Origin of the sequence: Mycobacterium sp. shizuoka-1 (genome assembly GCF_002723835.1) — a bacterium.
GTDB lineage: Bacteria > Actinomycetota > Actinomycetes > Mycobacteriales > Mycobacteriaceae > Mycobacterium.
The window spans coordinates 1-16,169 of sequence record NZ_BEWG01000065.1 but is presented as its reverse complement, the minus strand read 5'-3'; the positions used below and the strand labels follow the sequence as shown (position 1 = coordinate 16,169).

At 65.7% G+C, this 16,169-nt stretch carries 16 protein-coding genes; 9 read left to right on the top strand and 7 right to left on the bottom strand.

Annotated features, from left to right (window positions below; all coding sequences use genetic code 11):
* The 4 genes from MSZK_RS19265 to MSZK_RS19250 all read left to right on the top strand — a co-directional run.
* Window positions 1-691: hypothetical protein (locus MSZK_RS19265; RefSeq protein ID WP_099250293.1), on the top strand; the 691-nt coding region annotated here is incomplete at its 5' end.
* Window positions 688-3,087 carry a hypothetical protein gene (locus tag MSZK_RS19260; protein ID WP_233211402.1) on the top strand — a complete coding sequence of 800 codons (2,400 nt, stop codon included), beginning with the start codon at window positions 688-690 and terminating at the stop codon, window positions 3,085-3,087. The genes MSZK_RS19265 and MSZK_RS19260, both read left to right, overlap by 4 nt.
* 66 nt (window positions 3,088-3,153) lie before the next feature.
* On the top strand, window positions 3,154-3,720 hold the full coding sequence (locus MSZK_RS19255; RefSeq protein ID WP_232491396.1) for a hypothetical protein: 567 nt from the start codon (window positions 3,154-3,156) through the stop codon (window positions 3,718-3,720).
* Between the two features lie 162 nt (window positions 3,721-3,882).
* A complete protein-coding gene (locus MSZK_RS19250; protein ID WP_233211401.1) occupies window positions 3,883-5,052 on the top strand; it encodes an endonuclease/exonuclease/phosphatase family protein in 1,170 nt (389 codons plus the stop codon).
* A gap of 14 nt (window positions 5,053-5,066) precedes the next feature.
* On the opposite strand, the gene MSZK_RS19245 is transcribed toward MSZK_RS19250, so the two are convergent.
* Together MSZK_RS19245 and MSZK_RS19240 are read right to left on the bottom strand one after the other, a co-directional pair.
* The gene (locus tag MSZK_RS19245) at window positions 5,067-6,155 is read right to left on the bottom strand and encodes a diguanylate cyclase (RefSeq protein ID WP_233211400.1); all 1,089 of its coding nucleotides are present in this window, start codon (window positions 6,153-6,155) and stop codon (window positions 5,067-5,069) included.
* A 215-nt stretch (window positions 6,156-6,370) separates the two neighbouring features.
* A complete protein-coding gene (locus MSZK_RS19240; protein WP_099250288.1) occupies window positions 6,371-7,387 on the bottom strand; it encodes an AraC family transcriptional regulator in 1,017 nt (338 codons plus the stop codon).
* A 156-nt stretch (window positions 7,388-7,543) separates the two neighbouring features.
* Here MSZK_RS19240 and MSZK_RS19235 point away from each other — a divergent pair, with 156 nt between their 5' ends.
* Window positions 7,544-9,886 carry an arylsulfatase gene (locus tag MSZK_RS19235; protein ID WP_199203399.1) on the top strand — a complete coding sequence of 781 codons (2,343 nt, stop codon included), beginning with the start codon at window positions 7,544-7,546 and terminating at the stop codon, window positions 9,884-9,886.
* Window positions 9,887-9,909: 23 nt separating this feature from the next.
* Here MSZK_RS19235 and MSZK_RS19230 read toward each other — a convergent pair whose 3' ends face one another.
* Together MSZK_RS19230 and MSZK_RS19225 are read right to left on the bottom strand one after the other, a co-directional pair.
* Complete coding sequence (locus tag MSZK_RS19230) at window positions 9,910-10,890, bottom strand: nucleotidyl transferase AbiEii/AbiGii toxin family protein (protein ID WP_011896226.1); 981 nt, start codon at window positions 10,888-10,890, stop codon at window positions 9,910-9,912.
* Between the two features lies 1 nt (window position 10,891).
* Window positions 10,892-11,602, bottom strand: a complete 711-nt coding sequence (locus MSZK_RS19225; RefSeq protein WP_233211399.1) for a hypothetical protein — start codon at window positions 11,600-11,602, stop codon at window positions 10,892-10,894.
* A 148-nt stretch (window positions 11,603-11,750) separates the two neighbouring features.
* Here MSZK_RS19225 and MSZK_RS19220 point away from each other — a divergent pair, with 148 nt between their 5' ends.
* On the top strand, window positions 11,751-12,335 hold the full coding sequence (locus tag MSZK_RS19220) for a hypothetical protein (RefSeq protein ID WP_011896224.1): 585 nt from the start codon (window positions 11,751-11,753) through the stop codon (window positions 12,333-12,335).
* Window positions 12,332-12,976, top strand: a complete 645-nt coding sequence (locus tag MSZK_RS19215) for an RES domain-containing protein (protein ID WP_011896223.1) — start codon at window positions 12,332-12,334, stop codon at window positions 12,974-12,976. The genes MSZK_RS19220 and MSZK_RS19215 overlap by 4 nt, the downstream gene beginning before the upstream one ends.
* Before the next feature lie 36 nt (window positions 12,977-13,012).
* On the opposite strand, the gene MSZK_RS19210 is transcribed toward MSZK_RS19215, so the two are convergent.
* Window positions 13,013-13,402, bottom strand: a complete 390-nt coding sequence (locus MSZK_RS19210; RefSeq protein ID WP_049777512.1) for a helix-turn-helix domain-containing protein — start codon at window positions 13,400-13,402, stop codon at window positions 13,013-13,015.
* Window positions 13,395-13,790 (bottom strand): hypothetical protein, encoded by a 396-nt coding sequence (locus tag MSZK_RS19205; protein WP_041801120.1) that lies wholly within the window; start codon window positions 13,788-13,790, stop codon window positions 13,395-13,397. Before MSZK_RS19205 ends, MSZK_RS19210 begins: the two co-directional genes overlap by 8 nt.
* A 254-nt stretch (window positions 13,791-14,044) precedes the next feature.
* Here MSZK_RS19205 and MSZK_RS19200 point away from each other — a divergent pair, with 254 nt between their 5' ends.
* Window positions 14,045-14,926, top strand: a complete 882-nt coding sequence (locus MSZK_RS19200) for an RNA-guided endonuclease TnpB family protein (protein WP_011896220.1) — start codon at window positions 14,045-14,047, stop codon at window positions 14,924-14,926.
* A gap of 342 nt (window positions 14,927-15,268) precedes the next feature.
* Here MSZK_RS19200 and MSZK_RS19195 read toward each other — a convergent pair whose 3' ends face one another.
* Window positions 15,269-15,484, bottom strand: coding sequence for a hypothetical protein (locus tag MSZK_RS19195; protein ID WP_041801119.1), 216 nt, complete (start codon window positions 15,482-15,484; stop codon window positions 15,269-15,271).
* A gap of 343 nt (window positions 15,485-15,827) precedes the next feature.
* On the opposite strand from MSZK_RS19195, the gene MSZK_RS33100 reads away from it, so the two are divergent.
* Window positions 15,828-16,112 (top strand): DUF1942 domain-containing protein, encoded by a 285-nt coding sequence (locus tag MSZK_RS33100; RefSeq protein ID WP_371411363.1) that lies wholly within the window; start codon window positions 15,828-15,830, stop codon window positions 16,110-16,112.
* Window positions 16,113-16,169 lie beyond the last annotated feature (57 nt).

The window sequence follows — 16,169 nt, the reverse complement described above, 5'->3', positions numbered from 1 at the left end:
CCCCAACGGCCCCCGCTACAACCCCCACCACGTCGCACTAGCCGGCACCGTCAAGCAGATGACAGACGCCGGCGCACCGGCCGACGCGATCGACGCCGCAGTCCGTGACCTCCTCCAGCGCCCAGACCTCACAGCCGGAGCCCCACTCACACGGTCCCCGAAGCGTCGAAACGGCCAACTGCTGACCGTCGCAGGCATCACCGCCGCCATCGCACTCCTCATCGGCGGCGTGATCGGCGGACTCATCGGATCCGGCAACCGCAACACCACCACAGCCGCCCCCGCACCCGTCACCATCACTGCGGAGGCCCCGGTGGCCGATCTAAGTGCAATTCCTGCCACCCCAGATCCGGTCTGTGCAGAGTGGTCGCCGCTGCTGGATTCCTACAATGCCAAGCAGGCTGCCTGGACGAAGACTGATCCATCTGTGCCGGCTGCGGAATGGACGGCCGAGCAGCGCGAGCTGAGTCTGCGGATGGTCCCCGTGCTTCGAGCTGAAGCTGACGACATGCGCCGCTTGGCCGACAAGGCCGACGATCCCTATTTGGCCGGACTCATGCGCGGCCAGGCCGTGTACGAGGATGAGTACGCTGATCGACTCGCTACCAACTACGAGCCAAGCGATCATCGACTCTGGAATGCTGTGATCGCGTTTAGTGGGACGGTTAAGGCCGTCTGCGCAGGGCGATGATTGAGCGGCCGCCAAGTGCGCACGACCTAATCGGCGACAACTGGCCGTCGATCAACGAGGTGTCGTTGGCCGGGTTGAGCATGGCATTCGTTGGGGCTGGGACTGCCTCGCAAACGGCGGAGCAGAAGGCCTACACCGACGGCAATGCATATCAGGCTTTGCTGCCTGAAGGTTTCGAGAAGCAAGTGGAGGTCGCGTTCCGAGTCGCCGGCATGGCCGCAGACATCGCGGCTGTCCTCGGCAAGGCCGCCGCGGAAACTAGCGTCGTCGCCCAGGGGGTGATGAGCGCCAAGATCCACATCACGGTGACAGTCGGCGTAGCGGAGGCGCTAATTGCCGCGAAGGAGGCGGAGATCGCGGCACTGCAAGCCGCAAGCCTGCGTCCTGAGGTTCGCGCGATGCGAATCCAGCAGCTTCGCAACGAGATCGAACAGATCATCAACGAGGCCAAGAGTGACATCCAAGCGATGTACGACGGCATCTACACACCCACGGCGCCACCGTCGCCAGGGCTGAGTCCGATAGTTCATTCAGGCCCGGCCGCGAACGACGGCGCGGGAAATCAGTCCGGGATCAAGCCCGTGTCGAATGGGAAGGGCGATATTTCAGCGCTCGACAACCAGATCCAGGGCAGCAAAGGAGACTCCTCGTCAGGCGATCCTTCGGCTTCGGATCAGCAGGGGTCCAGGGGCCAGTCCGACGCCACCCAGCAAGGGGAAAAGGCAGGCGCAGATTCTGCACCTACCCAGGGTGAGAAGCCTTCCGGCTCGGCTGAGTCGGAAGCACTAAGCAACAGCACTCAGGGATCCAAGCCAGCTGCCGTCGGCGACAGTGTTCCGTCCAACGCGACGTCGGGGGGCATGCCATCAACGGTCGCGATGCCGCCTTCGATGGGTTCACCGTCTGCGAGTGGTGGCGGGTCTGCGAGCAGCTTGAGTAGTGCGATGCCGAAGATGAGCGGCGGTGGCGGTCTGTCGTCTGCTGGTGGATCGGGGTTGTCGTCTCCTGGTGGCGTGTCCAGCGGTGGCAGCGGCTTGTCCGGGCTGTCCAGTGGGGGTGCTCCGTCGGCGCCCGCTGCCCCGACGCCTACGCAGCAGTTCTTGAATGGTGTGGGGCAAGGGTTTTCGTCGGCGTCGCCGTCGACGGTGGCTTCGGGTGCGTCTGCTGCTGGTGCGCAGCCGTTCAGGCCGGCGCCGGGTTCGACGATTCCGGCGGGACCGCCGCCGGCCTCTTCGGCTATGTCGGCGCCGACGTCGTCTTCGGCGGGGCCCGTCGCAGCGCCGGCGGCTCCTGCGGCGAGTGCCGCGCCGATGGGGGGTGTGCCGGCGGCGGCTGGGCCGATGCCGATGACTGCCCCGCCGCCTGCGGGAACGCCCAGCGTTGCGCCTCCGCCTGCTGCGCCGGCGCCGGCCGCTCCGGTTGCGCCGGCTCCTGCCGCGCCAGCGCCTGCGCAGCCGCCCCCGGTGATGGGCCTTGGTGGGCAGAACGTGGCGGCCAAGCTGGCCAAGATGGGCACGACTGCGGTCGGGGAGGGCTTGCGGACCAGTGATGAGTTCAACGCCGCCTTTGTGCTCGTGGCGGCGTTGAACGACCCTGCGGTCGGTGTGGTGTGCGAGTGGGCGTGCGCGGTGTTCCAGCAGCCCGGCGAGACAGCCGCCCGATTCGTGGTGGCGTCGCGTGAAGGCTTGTCGTGGATCCCGCCCGGTGTGTACATGCCCGACGGGGTGACGGTGGCCTCGCTGGACGAATCGGTGCCCTACGCGACTCGGCAGTTGTGGCGCGGCATGAAGCCGCCGGCGCGGGTGCTGGCGGCGTACGCGAAGGCGATCGAGGAGCAGCCGCGCATCGTTGTGGCCCGGAAGTGGTTGGGATTGCAGGGTTTGTTCGGTCGTGGGACGGTGTTGGCTGCCGATGATGAGACTGTTGTCAGCCCGAATCCGGTCCTCAACCCTGACGGGCGGCACCGTTTGGAGTTGGCGTCCCCGGACCGGTGGTGGGCGCAGGTCCAGGCCATCCCCGAGGCCGATATCGCGTCACGGATCCGAGACCTTGCCGACCATGTCGCCCAGGCGCACGACGCGGCGTTCGGTGTCCACGACGCCGACAGCCAGAATTTCGGTGGGCGCGCATTGCGGGTAGCTGCTGTCGAACAGATCGGCCGCCCGGGCGGCGAAGCGGTCTGGCACGCCGTCGAGCAGCAGATGCACTGGACCCGCGCGCAGATCATGACGGCTCCGATCGCGGCACCTGAGCCGCTGCATGAGGGCTGGAACAATGACCTGATTGCGGCCGAGCAGATGCTGCGTGGTTGGGAAGTGCTGTGGTTGGCGCAGCGCGCGGCGACGCGGGCGACGTTGGCAGACATGACATATGCGGCTGCGGCCGCGCTGATGTAGGCGGTTTACGGGGTGTCGCAGTGGTTGGCGCGGCCTGGGGCGGTTCCGTCGTCGACGCCTGTCCCGGTGCCTGAGCATGCTCGGTGGTGGTCCTACGCGCAGGCGTGCGCGGTGGCATTCCGGCTGGGTGAGGCCCCACCGGAGATTGATGTGTTCGGTCCGGTGCTGGATCACGATGAGTGCGTCTATTTTTCGGCGACTGCGCAGTATGCCCGGTTGTATGGGGGCGACGGCAGCTACACCACGAATGGGTTCGTGGCGTTCGGGCGGCCCGCGGTGATGGCGGGGGCGTTGGCCGCGTCGGCGTATGTGAATCACCGGCGCAAGGTTGCCGCGAAACGGGAGGCTGTCTCGCGGTGGCGGGATCAGCAGCAGTCCATGGTGATCGGCACGAGCTCGCGGCTGATGGTGAACACCGTCGAGCATGGTTGGCTGTCGTTCTACTACTCGGCGGTCAATGAGTATGTGCCTGATCTTCCGCGGTGGGCATTGACGTTGGGATTCGGAAGCCAGTGTGTGCCAATGCAACTCGTGGGTCCGTGCGTTCCCGCCGCGGCCGTGCTGGTCAGTGTGGCGCTGGACCCGCAGCGGTGGTGGCGGGATCCGCGCCTGGGCCCGCTGCTCACCGGGTAGGGAGCCGGAGCGACTTCCTTGGCTGACTGGTCGACAGCGGTGTGCGCGGTTCGTTCCCGGACGAGCACTGTTGGTCCTACGCTGAGCGTCAGGGGTGCTGTGGGGCGCCCACGGGGCATCCGGGGGGAAGCGATGCGTATCGCGTCGTACAACGTCGAGAATATGTTCGAGCGACCGAAAGTGTTCGCTCGCGACAAGAACTGGACTGAAGAAGCGGTGCGCACAAGCGCCCGCGCCAACAGTTCCGACCGCTTCAACGACGTCATCGGACTACATGCAGAGCTCAACCAACTGTTCGCCAAGGACGTGTACAGCAGCGGCGAGAAAGACCGGATGGCCGAGATAATCGGGGCGCTCGGGCTTCGTTCGAGCGACAACGTCAGCCTGGTCACGCTGCGGGTGCTGCGTGGCCGGTTGCTGCGGCGACCGACCGACAAGACCAAGCCGGTGCAGATCGTGGCGTCCGGCCGAGCGGACTGGGTGGGCTGGCTGGACCTCAACCCGGAGCCGGTCAGCGAGCTCGCCACCGACCACATGGCAATGGTGATCCGGGACTCCGGAGCCGACATCGTCGGTGTAGTCGAAGCCGACAACCGCGTCGCGCTCGACTTGTTCGCACAGTCGTTCCTCAAGAGGGTCGGTTGCCGACCCTACGAGCAGGTCATGCTGTTCGACGGCAATGATCCACGCGGCATCGACGTCGGTCTGCTGGTCCGTGACCGCGCCAGCTACTCGGTCACCTATTTTCGGACACACATCTTCGAACCTGACCCCGACGGTTCGGGTCGGCTGTTCTCCCGGGACTGCGCCGAGTACCACATCACCGAAGAGGGCAGCGGCCGAACGGTTGTCGTGTTGGTCAACCACCTGAAATCCAAGGGCTACAACAGCGAGGACGACCCGATCGGCGCCAAACAGCGGCGCCGGCAGGCGGAGGGGATCGCCGAAATCTACACCCAGCTCGTTCGTGACGGCTTCGATCAGGTAGCGGTGCTCGGAGACCTCAATGACTCACCAACGCTGGGTGGCAAACCCGAATCGTCGCTGCAGCCGCTGTTCGACACCGGCCTCAAAGACATCAGCGAGCACGACGGATTCGACCCCGGAGAGCGACTCGGCACCTTCGGAACCGGTCACACGCTGGCGTCGAAGATCGACTACATCCTCCTGTCGCCGGCGCTGTCTGAGCGGGTAGTGGCCGGCGGCATCATCCGATCCGGGATGTGGCGGGGCCCCCGAGTCAGGAAGCCGTGGAAAATGTACGACACATTGACCGCCGAACAACACGCCGCCTCCGATCACGCGCTGATCTGGGCTGATCTGGAGGACTGAGATCTCCGCACCGGCTACAGTTGGTGGGTTGCGTTGCCGCCGTTGCGTTTCGCGCGGAACATCGCATGGTCAGCGCGTGCGATCACTGTGTCGAGCACCAGCTGCGGGCGTTGGTTGGAGGCGATGAAGTCGGTGCGGTTGGCGCTTGTGATTCCCACACTGGCTGTGATCTCTGGCGGTCCGCCCGCTGCGATCGCGCGCCTGACCGCTTCGGCGGTTTCGGCGCCGCGGCTAGGCGTCGTGGTGTCGATTATGGCGAATTCTTCGCCGCCTATTCGGGCGATCAAGGCCTGACTGCCCGAGGTAGCCGCAATCAGCCGGGCGGATCGGACTAATACCTCGTCGCCGACGGCGTGGCCGTGGGTGTCGTTGACGTCTTTGAACCGGTCGAGGTCGACGACGATTACAGTCACCGTGTCTTCGGTGGATGTTGCGTTGCTTTCGAGGAGATCGCCGAAATGCAGGTACAGGCCGCGACGATTCAACAACCCTGTCAGCGCATCGATCGAAGACTTGTTGGCGTCGGTGCGTAGCATGCGGATACCGAACTGTATTCCCAGCGGCGTCGCAATCACCGGTATCACGGCCCCGAGGATCCGGCCGGCAAGTGCGCCGCTGAGGGCTTCGTCGCGGCTTGCCAGCGCGATAAAGGCTACGGTCGTCACCAAGATCAAGCCTGTATGCAGTGTGAGCGCTTTGGGTCCGTCGAAGAACATCAAGTACACCGATATCAGTGCGAAACAGTTCAGGGCGAATAGGCCCATGAGCCAACTTGATCCGGTCAGTCCGATTGCAGCGATGCCGATATCTGATGAGATGACAAAGGCTCGTGATTGTCGACGTGTCGGCCACGGGCGAACGCACCACATCACGGCCCAAAAGGTGTTCACCGTGGCGAACGTGATGAGGACTACCTGTTGGGGCGTTGAGGCGGGTTCGACTGCGGGCAACAACCCGGCCGCGGTGATGATTGAGATCAGGCCGATGCCGGCACCGATCATCACGCGGATCGCGCCAGCCAGCGACCTCCGAGCGAAGTACTGCACGTACGCGGAGTAGTCGACCGGTTCTTGCCACCAGTCATCAAGGTGCCGGCCGAACACTCGGAAGCTTCGAAGATCCCCGCGCAACCACAACCCCCTGATCGGCTTGCCTGCGCCAGGCGCCAGCACCTGCCGTCGGGGCGGGGTGTAGGCGGCGATCGGCGCAATAATCTGAGCCAGCTATCGTCAGTAGCTGCCGCGCAAAGATGCTATACCACCGTAATAGCGGGTCCCAATGCTAAGCGACCCGTCTGCGGCAAATGATCACCTGGGCATCAGTGGTGTGGTTGGCGGTGTCCCACGGTGTTGCGGTAGGCGGTGGGTGTGGTGTTGAACCATCGTTTGCACGCTCTTGTGAGGACGCTTTGTTCGGCGTAGCCGAGTTGGCGGCAGAGTTGGTCGAGGCTGAGTGCGGTGTCTAGGAGTAGGCGTTGGGCGGTGTCGCGGCGGGTTTGGTCGACCAGCTCAGCGTATGTGGTGTTTTCGGCGGCCAGGCGCCGTTGCAGGGCTTTGGGGTGCAGGCCGATGTGGCGGGCGATGTCGGGTAGGCCGACCGCACCGGTGGGGAGGAGCTGGCGCACCAGGGTGCGTACCAGTTGGCTGGTGGCCGGGGTGTAGTCGCCGACGGTGTCGGCGAGGTAGTCGATGGCGGTTTGGTGGGCCAGCCGGTCTTTGGGCAACGGCTGTTGCAGGTCGGCGGTGCGCACGGTGAACCCGGCGACGTGCTCGCAGAAGCCAGGTGGGCAACCGAAATAGGTGTCGTAGTCGTCGGCGGGGCCGAGGGCGGGGTGGGGCAGGTGTACGGCGACGGGACGGTAGGCCGCTCCGAGGAACAGGCGCAGGACCCGCAGGGTGACCCCGAGTGAGAGTTCGATGGCCTGGGCTTGCGGCGGCGGGGGGTTGAGGAGGTATTCGAATTCGAAGCGTCTCAGGTCGGGGTCGAGGTGTGCGGTGACCCGGGCGCTGATCGACGGGCTGTAGGCGGCCATGAACTTGTCGAAGATCGTGAATGCCTCGGCGACAGTGGCCGCGCTGCGGCCGGCCAGCCCGACCGGTCCGAGGATCTCGATGCCCTGTCGGCGGGCCAGCCGCCGCGCGAAATCGGGGGTGTCGAGGATGTCGGCGGTGTTTTCGAGTAGCCGGGCGCCGTTGGGTAGGGAGATGAACCGGTCGTGGCGGCCGATGTCGTTGAACGGGATGTGCGCGTCGGCCACCAGGATGTGACTGTCGCCACCGAGTTCGGTGACCAGCTCGTGAAAACCCGTCAACGCCGTCCCCCGGATCACCGCCATGTCCCAAACTGTCAAATATTCGTCTCAGAGTGTCAAGACGAATCGTTGCTGGGTCGTGCAAAGTTGTTGCCCGGGTCGGGGGACCGGACCGTTGCGTGTTCGTGGTGGGCCCCGAGGGTGGTGTGCTGCTGCGACGATGTACCTGAGGAAGGGGCTGTGTTGTCTGAGCGGCTGGATGGTCAGATTGTGGCGCCGGTGTTGCCCGACGGCGGGGTGTTGCCATTCCCACCGACGCCGTCGGGCAGTATCGCCGGCCGCACGCTGCAGGAATCGACGTACCAGCCGCGCGCGATCCCCAAGCATCTGCATGAGGATTCGCCGAACATCGTGATCGTGTTGATCGACGACGCCGGGCCCGGTTTGCCGTCGACGTTCGGCGGTGAGGTCACCACCGCGACACTGGACCGGATCTGCGGCGAAGGCGTGTCCTACAACCGCTTTCACACCACGGCGATGTGTTCGCCGACCCGGGCGTCGCTGCTGACGGGCCGCAATCATCACGAGATCGGCAACGGTCAGATCGCGGAGCTGGCCAACGACTGGGACGGCTACGCCGGCAAGATCCCGCGCTCCAGTGCGACCGTGGCCGAGGTGCTCAAGCAGTACGGCTACGCGACGTCGGCGTTCGGGAAGTGGCACAACACCCCGGCCGAGGAAACGACCGCGGCGGGTCCGTTCGAGAACTGGCCCACCGGGCTGGGTTTCGAGTACTTCTACGGCTTCCTCGCCGGTGAGGCCTCACAGTACGAGCCGAACCTGGTGCGCAACACCACCGTGGTCGCCCCGCCGAAGACTCCGGAGGAGGGCTATCACCTGTCGGAGGATCTGGCCGATGACGCCATCTCCTGGCTGCGCCGGCACAAGGCGTTCAACGCCGATAAGCCGTTCATGATGTATTGGGCCAGCGGCTGCCTGCACGGCCCGCACCACATCATGAAGGACTGGGCCGACCGCTACGCCGGCAGGTTCGATGACGGTTGGGATGCCTACCGGCAGCGGGTGTTTGACCGGGCCAAGGACAAGGGCTGGGTCCCGCAGGACGCAGTACTCACCGAGCGTGATCCGCAGTTGCCGGCGTGGGAGGATATCCCCGAGGATGAGAAGCCGTTCCAGCGGCGCTTGATGGAGGTCGCCGCGGGCTACGCCGAGCACGTGGATGTGCAGGTGGGGCGCCTCGTCGACGAGCTCGACGCGCTGGGGTACGGCGAGAACACGTTGTTCCTCTACATCTGGGGTGACAACGGATCCTCCGGTGAGGGCCAGAACGGGACCATCTCGGAGCTGTTGGCGCAGAACGGAATTCCGACCACCGTGCGTCAGCACATCGACGCTCTGGATGAGCTGGGCGGGCTGGATGTGCTGGGTTCCCCGTTGGTGGACAACCAGTACCACGCCGGGTGGGCGTGGGCCGGGTCCACCCCGTACAAGGGCATGAAGCTGATGGCCTCGCACCTGGGCGGTACCCGCAACCCGTTGGCGGTGCGCTGGCCGGCCAAGGTCGCCGCCGACCCCACGCCGCGCACCCAGTTTCTGCACTGCAACGATGTCGTGCCGACGATCTACCAGGTGGTCGGGATCGAGGCGCCGCGCACGGTGTTTGGGGAGACCCAGATTCCGCTGGCCGGGGTGAGTTTCGCGCGGACTCTGGTTGACCGGAATGCCGAGGGCGGCAAGAAGACTCAGTATTTCGAGATCATGGGCAGCCGCGGGATCTACCACGACGGCTGGTTCGCCGGCGCGGTCGGGCCGCGTCTGCCGTGGATACCGGGCCTGCCGCCCGGGATGGCCACCTGGACCCCGGACCAGGACACCTGGGAGCTATACCACCTGGACGAGGACTGGTCGCAGGCCAACGATCTCGCCGCGCAGATGCCCGACAAACTCGCGCAGATGCGCGAGACCTTCGCTATCGAGGCCGCCAAGAACGCGGTGCTGCCGATCGGCGGCGGGCTGTGGGTGCCGGTTTATCACCCCGAGCTGCGGATCGCGCCGCCATTCACCGAGTGGGAGTTCTCCGGCGACATGATCCGGATGCCGGAGTTCTGCGCACCGAGCCTCGGGAATAAGAACAACACGGTGACCATCGACGCCGACATCCCCGCCAATGCCCACGGCGTCCTCTACGCTCTCGGCTCCGGCGCCGGCGGGTTGACCGTCTATATGGACGAGGGCGACCTCTGCTACGAATACAACCTGTTCATCCTGTCGCGCACCAAGATCCGCACCACGGGGAAAATTCCCCCGGGCAGAGCCACGATCACGGTGACCACCCGGTACGCCGATCCACGCCCGGCCGGACCGCTCGACATCACGATCGCCCGCAACGGTGAATCGATCGCCACCGGCCAGGTGCCGATGAGTGCGCCGCTGCTGTTCACCGCCAACGATTGCCTCGACATCGGCACCTGCCTCGGGTCACCGGTGTCGATGGACTACCGGGAACGCGCACCGTTCCCGTTCGAGGGCCGTATCCACACCGTCCACGTCGCCTACACCTAAAGCAACTGACACTGCGATTGGTGTCAGTGGCGGGCGGGGTCGAGCAGCTCGGCGCAGGCGTGTACCCGGTTGAGCACGTCGTCGAACGACGGCGGATCGTCGCCGTAGAAGAACGCATCCATGGCCGAATCATGTTCTCGTCGGAGGGCTTCGGCGAACTGGCCGGCGGGATCGAACGCGGCAGAGGCCGCGAAACCACCATCGGGTACGGGGTGGTCCGGGTTGTCGAGGTGTGCGGAGACGTCGAGGGCGCTGGCGACGATGTCGCGGACCATCGCGGAGTCGGCGAGCAGCTCGGTAACCAGATCGTGCCCGAGCAGGGCCCAGATGTCGTAGAACTGCCGACCGATCCGTGGCAGCCCGTGAGTGGTGTTTCGTCGCGCCGGGTCTACGACAAAGTTGTTGACCCGCAGCAGTTTTTCGATCAGCGTGCGTCCTGGGTGAAGGATCGACACCGAGAATGGCCGTAGATCCTCCCAAATGTCATCGACTGCCCCCGCCAACTGGCGCGCCAGCAGCGACCGCACAGTCCCGTCCAGTGCCGGGTTCGGGCCGCCAGCCTGCCCGAGCTCGATGAGCACTGACGTCGGGTCTGCCAGCCCGTTCGCGGTACCGCTGTGATCGAGGGGTAGCTCGAGCCGGGCGGTCTGGGTTGCGGTTCCCAGCCGCCCGCCGGACTTGCGGTCGGTGTAGTTGCCGCCCGTCGTCGACGCCGCGGTCTCCAACATGGTGAGCATCGCGCGCTTTGCGGTGCGCACGTTGGGGAATTCGCCGAGCACCAGCAGGTCGAGGTCCTCGGAGAACCGCTTGATGATGCGCAGCTTCTGCAGGCTCGTCCCGCCTTTGAACACGATCTCGTCGCGGTGGCTTGCGGCGATGGTGCGCAGCACCTCGCAGACCCAGTAGTCCTTTTCGACGGCCAGCGGTTGCACGCGGAGCTGTTCGGCCGCGGTAACGATTGTCGCGGCGAAGACATCGGGATTCTCTTCGCGCCAGAGTGCCATGTCAGGTTCTGGTCAGTCCGGTCAGTGCCCGCTCCGCGGTGCGTCGGTCTGGGCGGCGCACCTTGTCGGCGAGTTCGGTGTGGCCGGTGCGTTGTAGCAGGTGGCGTAGTCGCGCCCGCACTGACGCGGGTTCGGTGTCGCTGGCCTCGGCCAGGCGCTCGGCGTCGAGGCGTCCGGCGTCGATGAGTTCGGTGAGCCGCGTCATCGCGGCATCAGGGCTTGCTTCGATCACCTGATCCCAGCGGTCGAGCACTTCGAGTGCGGCCACTTCGATAGGGGTCAGGGCGGCGTCGGCGCGGCCGCGGCGAGCCGAGCGGTTCGCGAACCGCACCAGTTCGTAGTCGGCCGGGGGGCGTGCGGGTATGGCGTATTCGCCGCGGCGGGGGATCTGGGTGGACAGTTGGAGCGCGTTGGCCGCTGACAGTCCGGCTGGTCCGATGCCCGGCACGCCGGCCAGCTCGGCGGCCAGTAGGTCCGGCTGTGGTGGGGCCATGCCCAGTGGGGTTTTGAGGCCGCGCCAGTACAGGCCTCTGCGGAGGTGGCGAAGCTCCCCTTGGTTCACCAGCTCGGCGAGCAGGTGCTGTGCGGTCGATGGTGCGGTGTCGAGGTCGGCCGGCTTCCAGAACCGGTTGAGGGAATCCAGGATCGCCTGGCGGGCGTTCTGGGCTGCGCTGCGGTCGTAGCGGGTGGGCATCGGGGTCACCTCCTTCATGCAACATGATACGAGAAACTTCCGTTGAGCAGGTTGATGTGGCCCTGGCCAGGGTAAACGAGCGTGGACAGGTGACCTCGGGGCTGCGCTCGACACCCAAAGTTAACGGATATACAGTGACGTTAATCAACGTTAGGGGTGTGGGACGGTGTCAACGACTGACGAGCTGGAACGCCTGTTGCAGGAGCGATTCGAGGTCTCGACGACCCAGTTCGTCGACGCACTGAAATTCCTGCCCATCACCCGTCCCTGGGCGGCGTCCCTGGCCGAAGACGCAGCCCGACTCCTCGACGAGGCGGGCTTGGTTGAAAACCCGGACGCGTTCGTGGCCGCAGGCACCGAGGTCGCCGGCGAGGTAGCGCGTCTGGCGGTCACCGCTTTCACCGCCGACGAGGTCGCCACCGGCCTGGGAATCAGCGCCTCGCGGGTGCGGCAGAAACGCCTCGCCGGCGAGCTGTGGGCTATCCCCGATGGCCAGACGTGGGTCTTTCCGATTCTGCAGTTTGAAACCGGCGATGATGGCGGCCCCATCCGGCAGGTCCGCGGCCTCGACCGGGTGCTCAAGCAGCTCCCCGCTGACCTGCATCCGGTGGCCGTGGCCGGTTTCCTGCGTACCCCGCAACCGGACCTGTTCCATGAGCGCCCCAGGACAGTGATCGAATGGCTGCGCGACGGCGGCGAAGTGGACAAGGCCGCAGCTGTCGCAGCCAACGCCGACTGGTACACCGTGTGACCGCACGCCTGCCCGGCCCCCCACCACTTGCCGAGCTGCGCGCCATCGGGATCCGCGACAACGAGTACCGGTCCGCACCCACCGACCAGCTGTGGTGGCGCGTCCACCGCACCAGCGGAGCACATGTGTTGGCCTGGAACGCGTTCCGCGAGAACGGGCCGCGCCTTCGGTTCGACCCGCACCCACTGCCGGTAGGGGATCACCCGGGGATCGGCGTCTGGTACGGCGCCGCCGAACCGCTTGCGGCGCTGGCCGAGTCATTCCAGATTGACCGCACCATCGACCGGTTCCGCGGCGCGCCCTACCTGACGGCGCTGCGGTTCACACGGGAGCTGCGGCTGCTCGACCTGGCAGCCGACAGTGCCGGATCGTGGCCGACACGAGCCGGCGGCACATTCGCCCTTGCCACCGGCCCGCACTCAATCACCCAGCGCTGGGCTCACCGGATCGCCGAGGCCTTTCCTGATGTCGACGGCATCCTCTACAACAGCCGGTTCTCCGACCGCCACTGTGTCGCGCTATTCGCGCCCGCCGCGGCGGCCGTGCCGCCGCGGCCAGTGCTGTCGCTGCCGCTGAACCATCCCGGTCTTGCAGTGCGGATCGCCTCAGCAGCGCGACAGCTGAGCTACCAGCTGATCTGAGGTGCTCACGCGCTAGGACGTCAACAAGGAGGAGGCTCAAAACGCCTGCGTTGGTGGATCTGTCGCAACAGAGGCCGCGTGTTCGATGTCGCCAGACGAAAGCGCAAGCTCGACAACGTTATCTCCGAGCCGAGCGGTAATCATTACGTCGCGCGCGCCGACCGCTTCGAGGTAACTCGCCAACGTCGACAACAGCAAGTCTTCCCGGTTCTCCAAGCCAGACAGCGCAGCTTGGCCGATCCCCATACGATTCGCCAGCTCGACCTGCGTCAGGTTCGCAGCCTGGCGCACCGCGGCCAAGCCCATCTTGTGTGCACGGTCAGCCTGGCGCATCTGCGTCCGGATCACATCGACCCGTGCGCGCCGCTCAGGATCGGCGAGCGCCTTGGCTAACCGATCGTTGCCCCGCACGAATTTCTCACTCATCTCCGGGCCTCTCCCTGTCGGTTTGCATCTTCCACGAATCGATCGCTGCGTCTGCGCGCGTACCCACGCTGTCGTAGAACACGTCGCCCATGTTCGCTTTGTCGGCCGAGAACAGAGCGACGACCACTTCCCGATCCGACGGGAACCACACGATCAGCCGAACCGCGAACCCGGCCTCGAACGGATGAGCCACCCGCCACACTTGGTAGCGGCGCGACTGCCGAACCCGCTTCAGGGTCGCCGTGTCGTCCGTCGGCACACCGTCGAGGTCTGCAAGCACTTCCAGCTCCGCGTAAAGCAGATCAAGCCGGCGCTGATCGTCAGCCTGATCCGACTCCTCTAATCGCGTGAGGTAGGCGTCGAACTCACTCGACCAGTCGATCAGCACGCCACCGACATTACTCCGAAGCGATATTGCTTGCAAGCGATACTGCTCGAGAAACGGCAGAAGTTCATGGACGACCCCCACTCACCGAGGCGAATCGCGGTGATGGATCAGCGGGCCGGCGAACGCAGCTACGGAACCCCTGAGGATCGGCTGACCCCCGCGGTGAGGCGGTCGTTGCCGGCGTTGCGCAAGGGTGAGCGGCCGGCCGCGCGATCGGTTTCCCACGGTTCAAAACGGCCCGCGCCCCGCGCTCGGTGCGGTTCACCACCGGTGTGATCCGCATCGAGGCTGATCGTCGCCACGTCTCGTTGCCGCGGCTGGGTGCGGTGCGCACCCATGAGTCGACCCGCAAGCTGGCCCCCCGTATCGAGGCTGGAACCGCGCGGATCTTGTCGGCGACTGTGCGTCAAGACAGTGCCGGGCGCTGGCATTGCGCCCTGCAGACCATCGTCGCCGCCAAGACCGGACCCGCGCACGCACGGCGGTCAGCTCATCCGATTGTCGGGGTCGACGTCGGGGTGAAAGCCGACAGTCTGCTTGTCGTGGCAACTCCCGGGGGAACCGAGATCGACCGCGTTGCTGCACCGAAGTCACTGACCGCCGCGCAGTCCCGGTTGAGGGCGCTGCAGCGCCGAGCCGCCCGCCAGCTGGGCCCCCATGATCCGCAGGCCCGGACCCGCCGGCAGCCCTCGAAACGGTGGCGGCGCACTCAGGCCCGGATTGGCCGCACACACGCCCACACCGCGGCCGTGCGCCACGACGTACTACACAAGGCCACCGCCGCGCTGGCCCAGCAGCACCAGGTCGTGGTGGTCGAAACTCTGAACGCCGCGGGCATGCGCGCCAAGGGCGGTTCTCGCAAGCGGGGCCTCAACCGAGCCCTAGCTGATGCTGCTCTGGCCGAGATCCGTCGCATACTGGGCTACAAAACCCGTTGGTACGGCTCTCATTTGGTGGAGGCCGACCGGTACTTTCCGTCATCGAAGACATGCACGGCCTGTGGGAGGCGAAAGCCAAACCTCACCCTCGCCGACCGAATCTTCGACTGCGATCACTGTGGTGTCCGGATCGATCGTGATCTCGGTGCTGCGATCAACCTCGCCCGACTCGGCGTACCTACCCACACCCGTGGATGAACAGAGTCCCGCCGGGAGTGGCCCGGTGGCAGGACGCGGAGCCACGCATGAAACCGAACCCGCGCCAGCGGGCAACGCAGCAGGCGATGAAACGTCAACCCCGCACCACCAGCCGGTGGATCAGACGGGGACCGCCTCACCGCAAGGCGAGGCTGCCTGATGAAACAAGCGCACTCACATTCGCTCAACAAAAGGCAACGGCGCGTCGTGGGCGGTGATTGCTCGTGCGGTGGGCGTGAAACCCACCTCCCCNNNNCCGGCCGATAACCGCCGAACAGCTCATCAACGACGCCGACGCCATCACCGACCTCGCGCGGGCGCTGGAACTGCTCGCCAACCAACTCAGTCCGATGGTCCACCCTCTGTGTCCTCGCCCAGGCCACCATCGCGGCAGCCCAGATCAACGAGGCTGTCCTCGTTGCCATACGCCAGCAGAACGGTAGCCGCGATACCATCGGCGAAGAACTGGAAAACCTGGGTCAAGCGCGTCACCAGCATCACCGAGTCCGTGGAGACCATGGCGCACCGCGCCATCTCCTGATCGACTACCACGCTCACCGCGCCAGCCGCTATGCTGGATAGTGCCTGGCGCGGTGAGCGTTCAGGAAGTGAGCCCGAGACCCAGCCGGACGACTGTGGCGCTCGGGCTTTGCATATTTCACGGGGACCACAACGTGCTTAGACCTCCCGGACCTCGGTCACCGTCGCAGCGATCTCGTCGGAGCTGAACGGGTTTGAGTAGTCGCTGTGGTGGGCCCGACAACGGAACCTGCCGCCGAAGTCCCGTCACGGGGGGCGGTGATCCGCGTACACGCTGGTAGCCTGCCGGACGGAGATGATTAGCTGCACTTATCTGCAGCGCACAGAGAACGAAAGGGTCGGGAAATTGAAGAACGTCGGAATGGCGTCGATCGCTCTGGCCATGGCCATGGCGGCCGGTGTGCCGATGGCGCCCAGCGCGGCAGCCGAGGAGGCGGTGATTCACCACTTCGGCGCCGGCGCCGAGCTCGTCAACGGGACCGTGGTGCAGGAGTGGACGGTGAGCGACCTCAAGCCCAGCAGCGACGTGATCCCGTACCCGGTAGTCGGGACGCTGTGGGAGGCCACCGCGACCGACACCGCAGTCGAAGGATCGGTCATCCCGATCGTGTCGAACCTTAGGTCCCTAGTCGATCGGCGTTCGTGACGTTCTCGGATGGTCTATTCGCCCAGTGTGACGAACGGGCGGTATGTGTGCGTTCGC

Bases quoted from the DNA above. Each gene is read 5' to 3' on its own strand.
- MSZK_RS19260 (WP_233211402.1), top strand. From the start codon at position 688: ATGATTGAGCGGCCGCCAAGTGCGCACGACCTAATCGGCGACAACTGG.
- MSZK_RS19250 (WP_233211401.1), top strand. From the start codon at position 3,883: ATGTTCGAGCGACCGAAAGTGTTCGCTCGCGACAAGAACTGGACTGAA.
- MSZK_RS19240 (WP_099250288.1), bottom strand. From the start codon at position 7,387: ATGGCGGTGATCCGGGGGACGGCGTTGACGGGTTTTCACGAGCTGGTC.
- MSZK_RS19230 (WP_011896226.1), bottom strand. From the start codon at position 10,890: ATGGCACTCTGGCGCGAAGAGAATCCCGATGTCTTCGCCGCGACAATC.
- MSZK_RS19225 (WP_233211399.1), bottom strand. From the start codon at position 11,602: ATGAAGGAGGTGACCCCGATGCCCACCCGCTACGACCGCAGCGCAGCC.
- MSZK_RS19210 (WP_049777512.1), bottom strand. From the start codon at position 13,402: ATGAGTGAGAAATTCGTGCGGGGCAACGATCGGTTAGCCAAGGCGCTC.
- MSZK_RS33100 (WP_371411363.1), top strand. From the start codon at position 15,828: ATGGCGTCGATCGCTCTGGCCATGGCCATGGCGGCCGGTGTGCCGATG.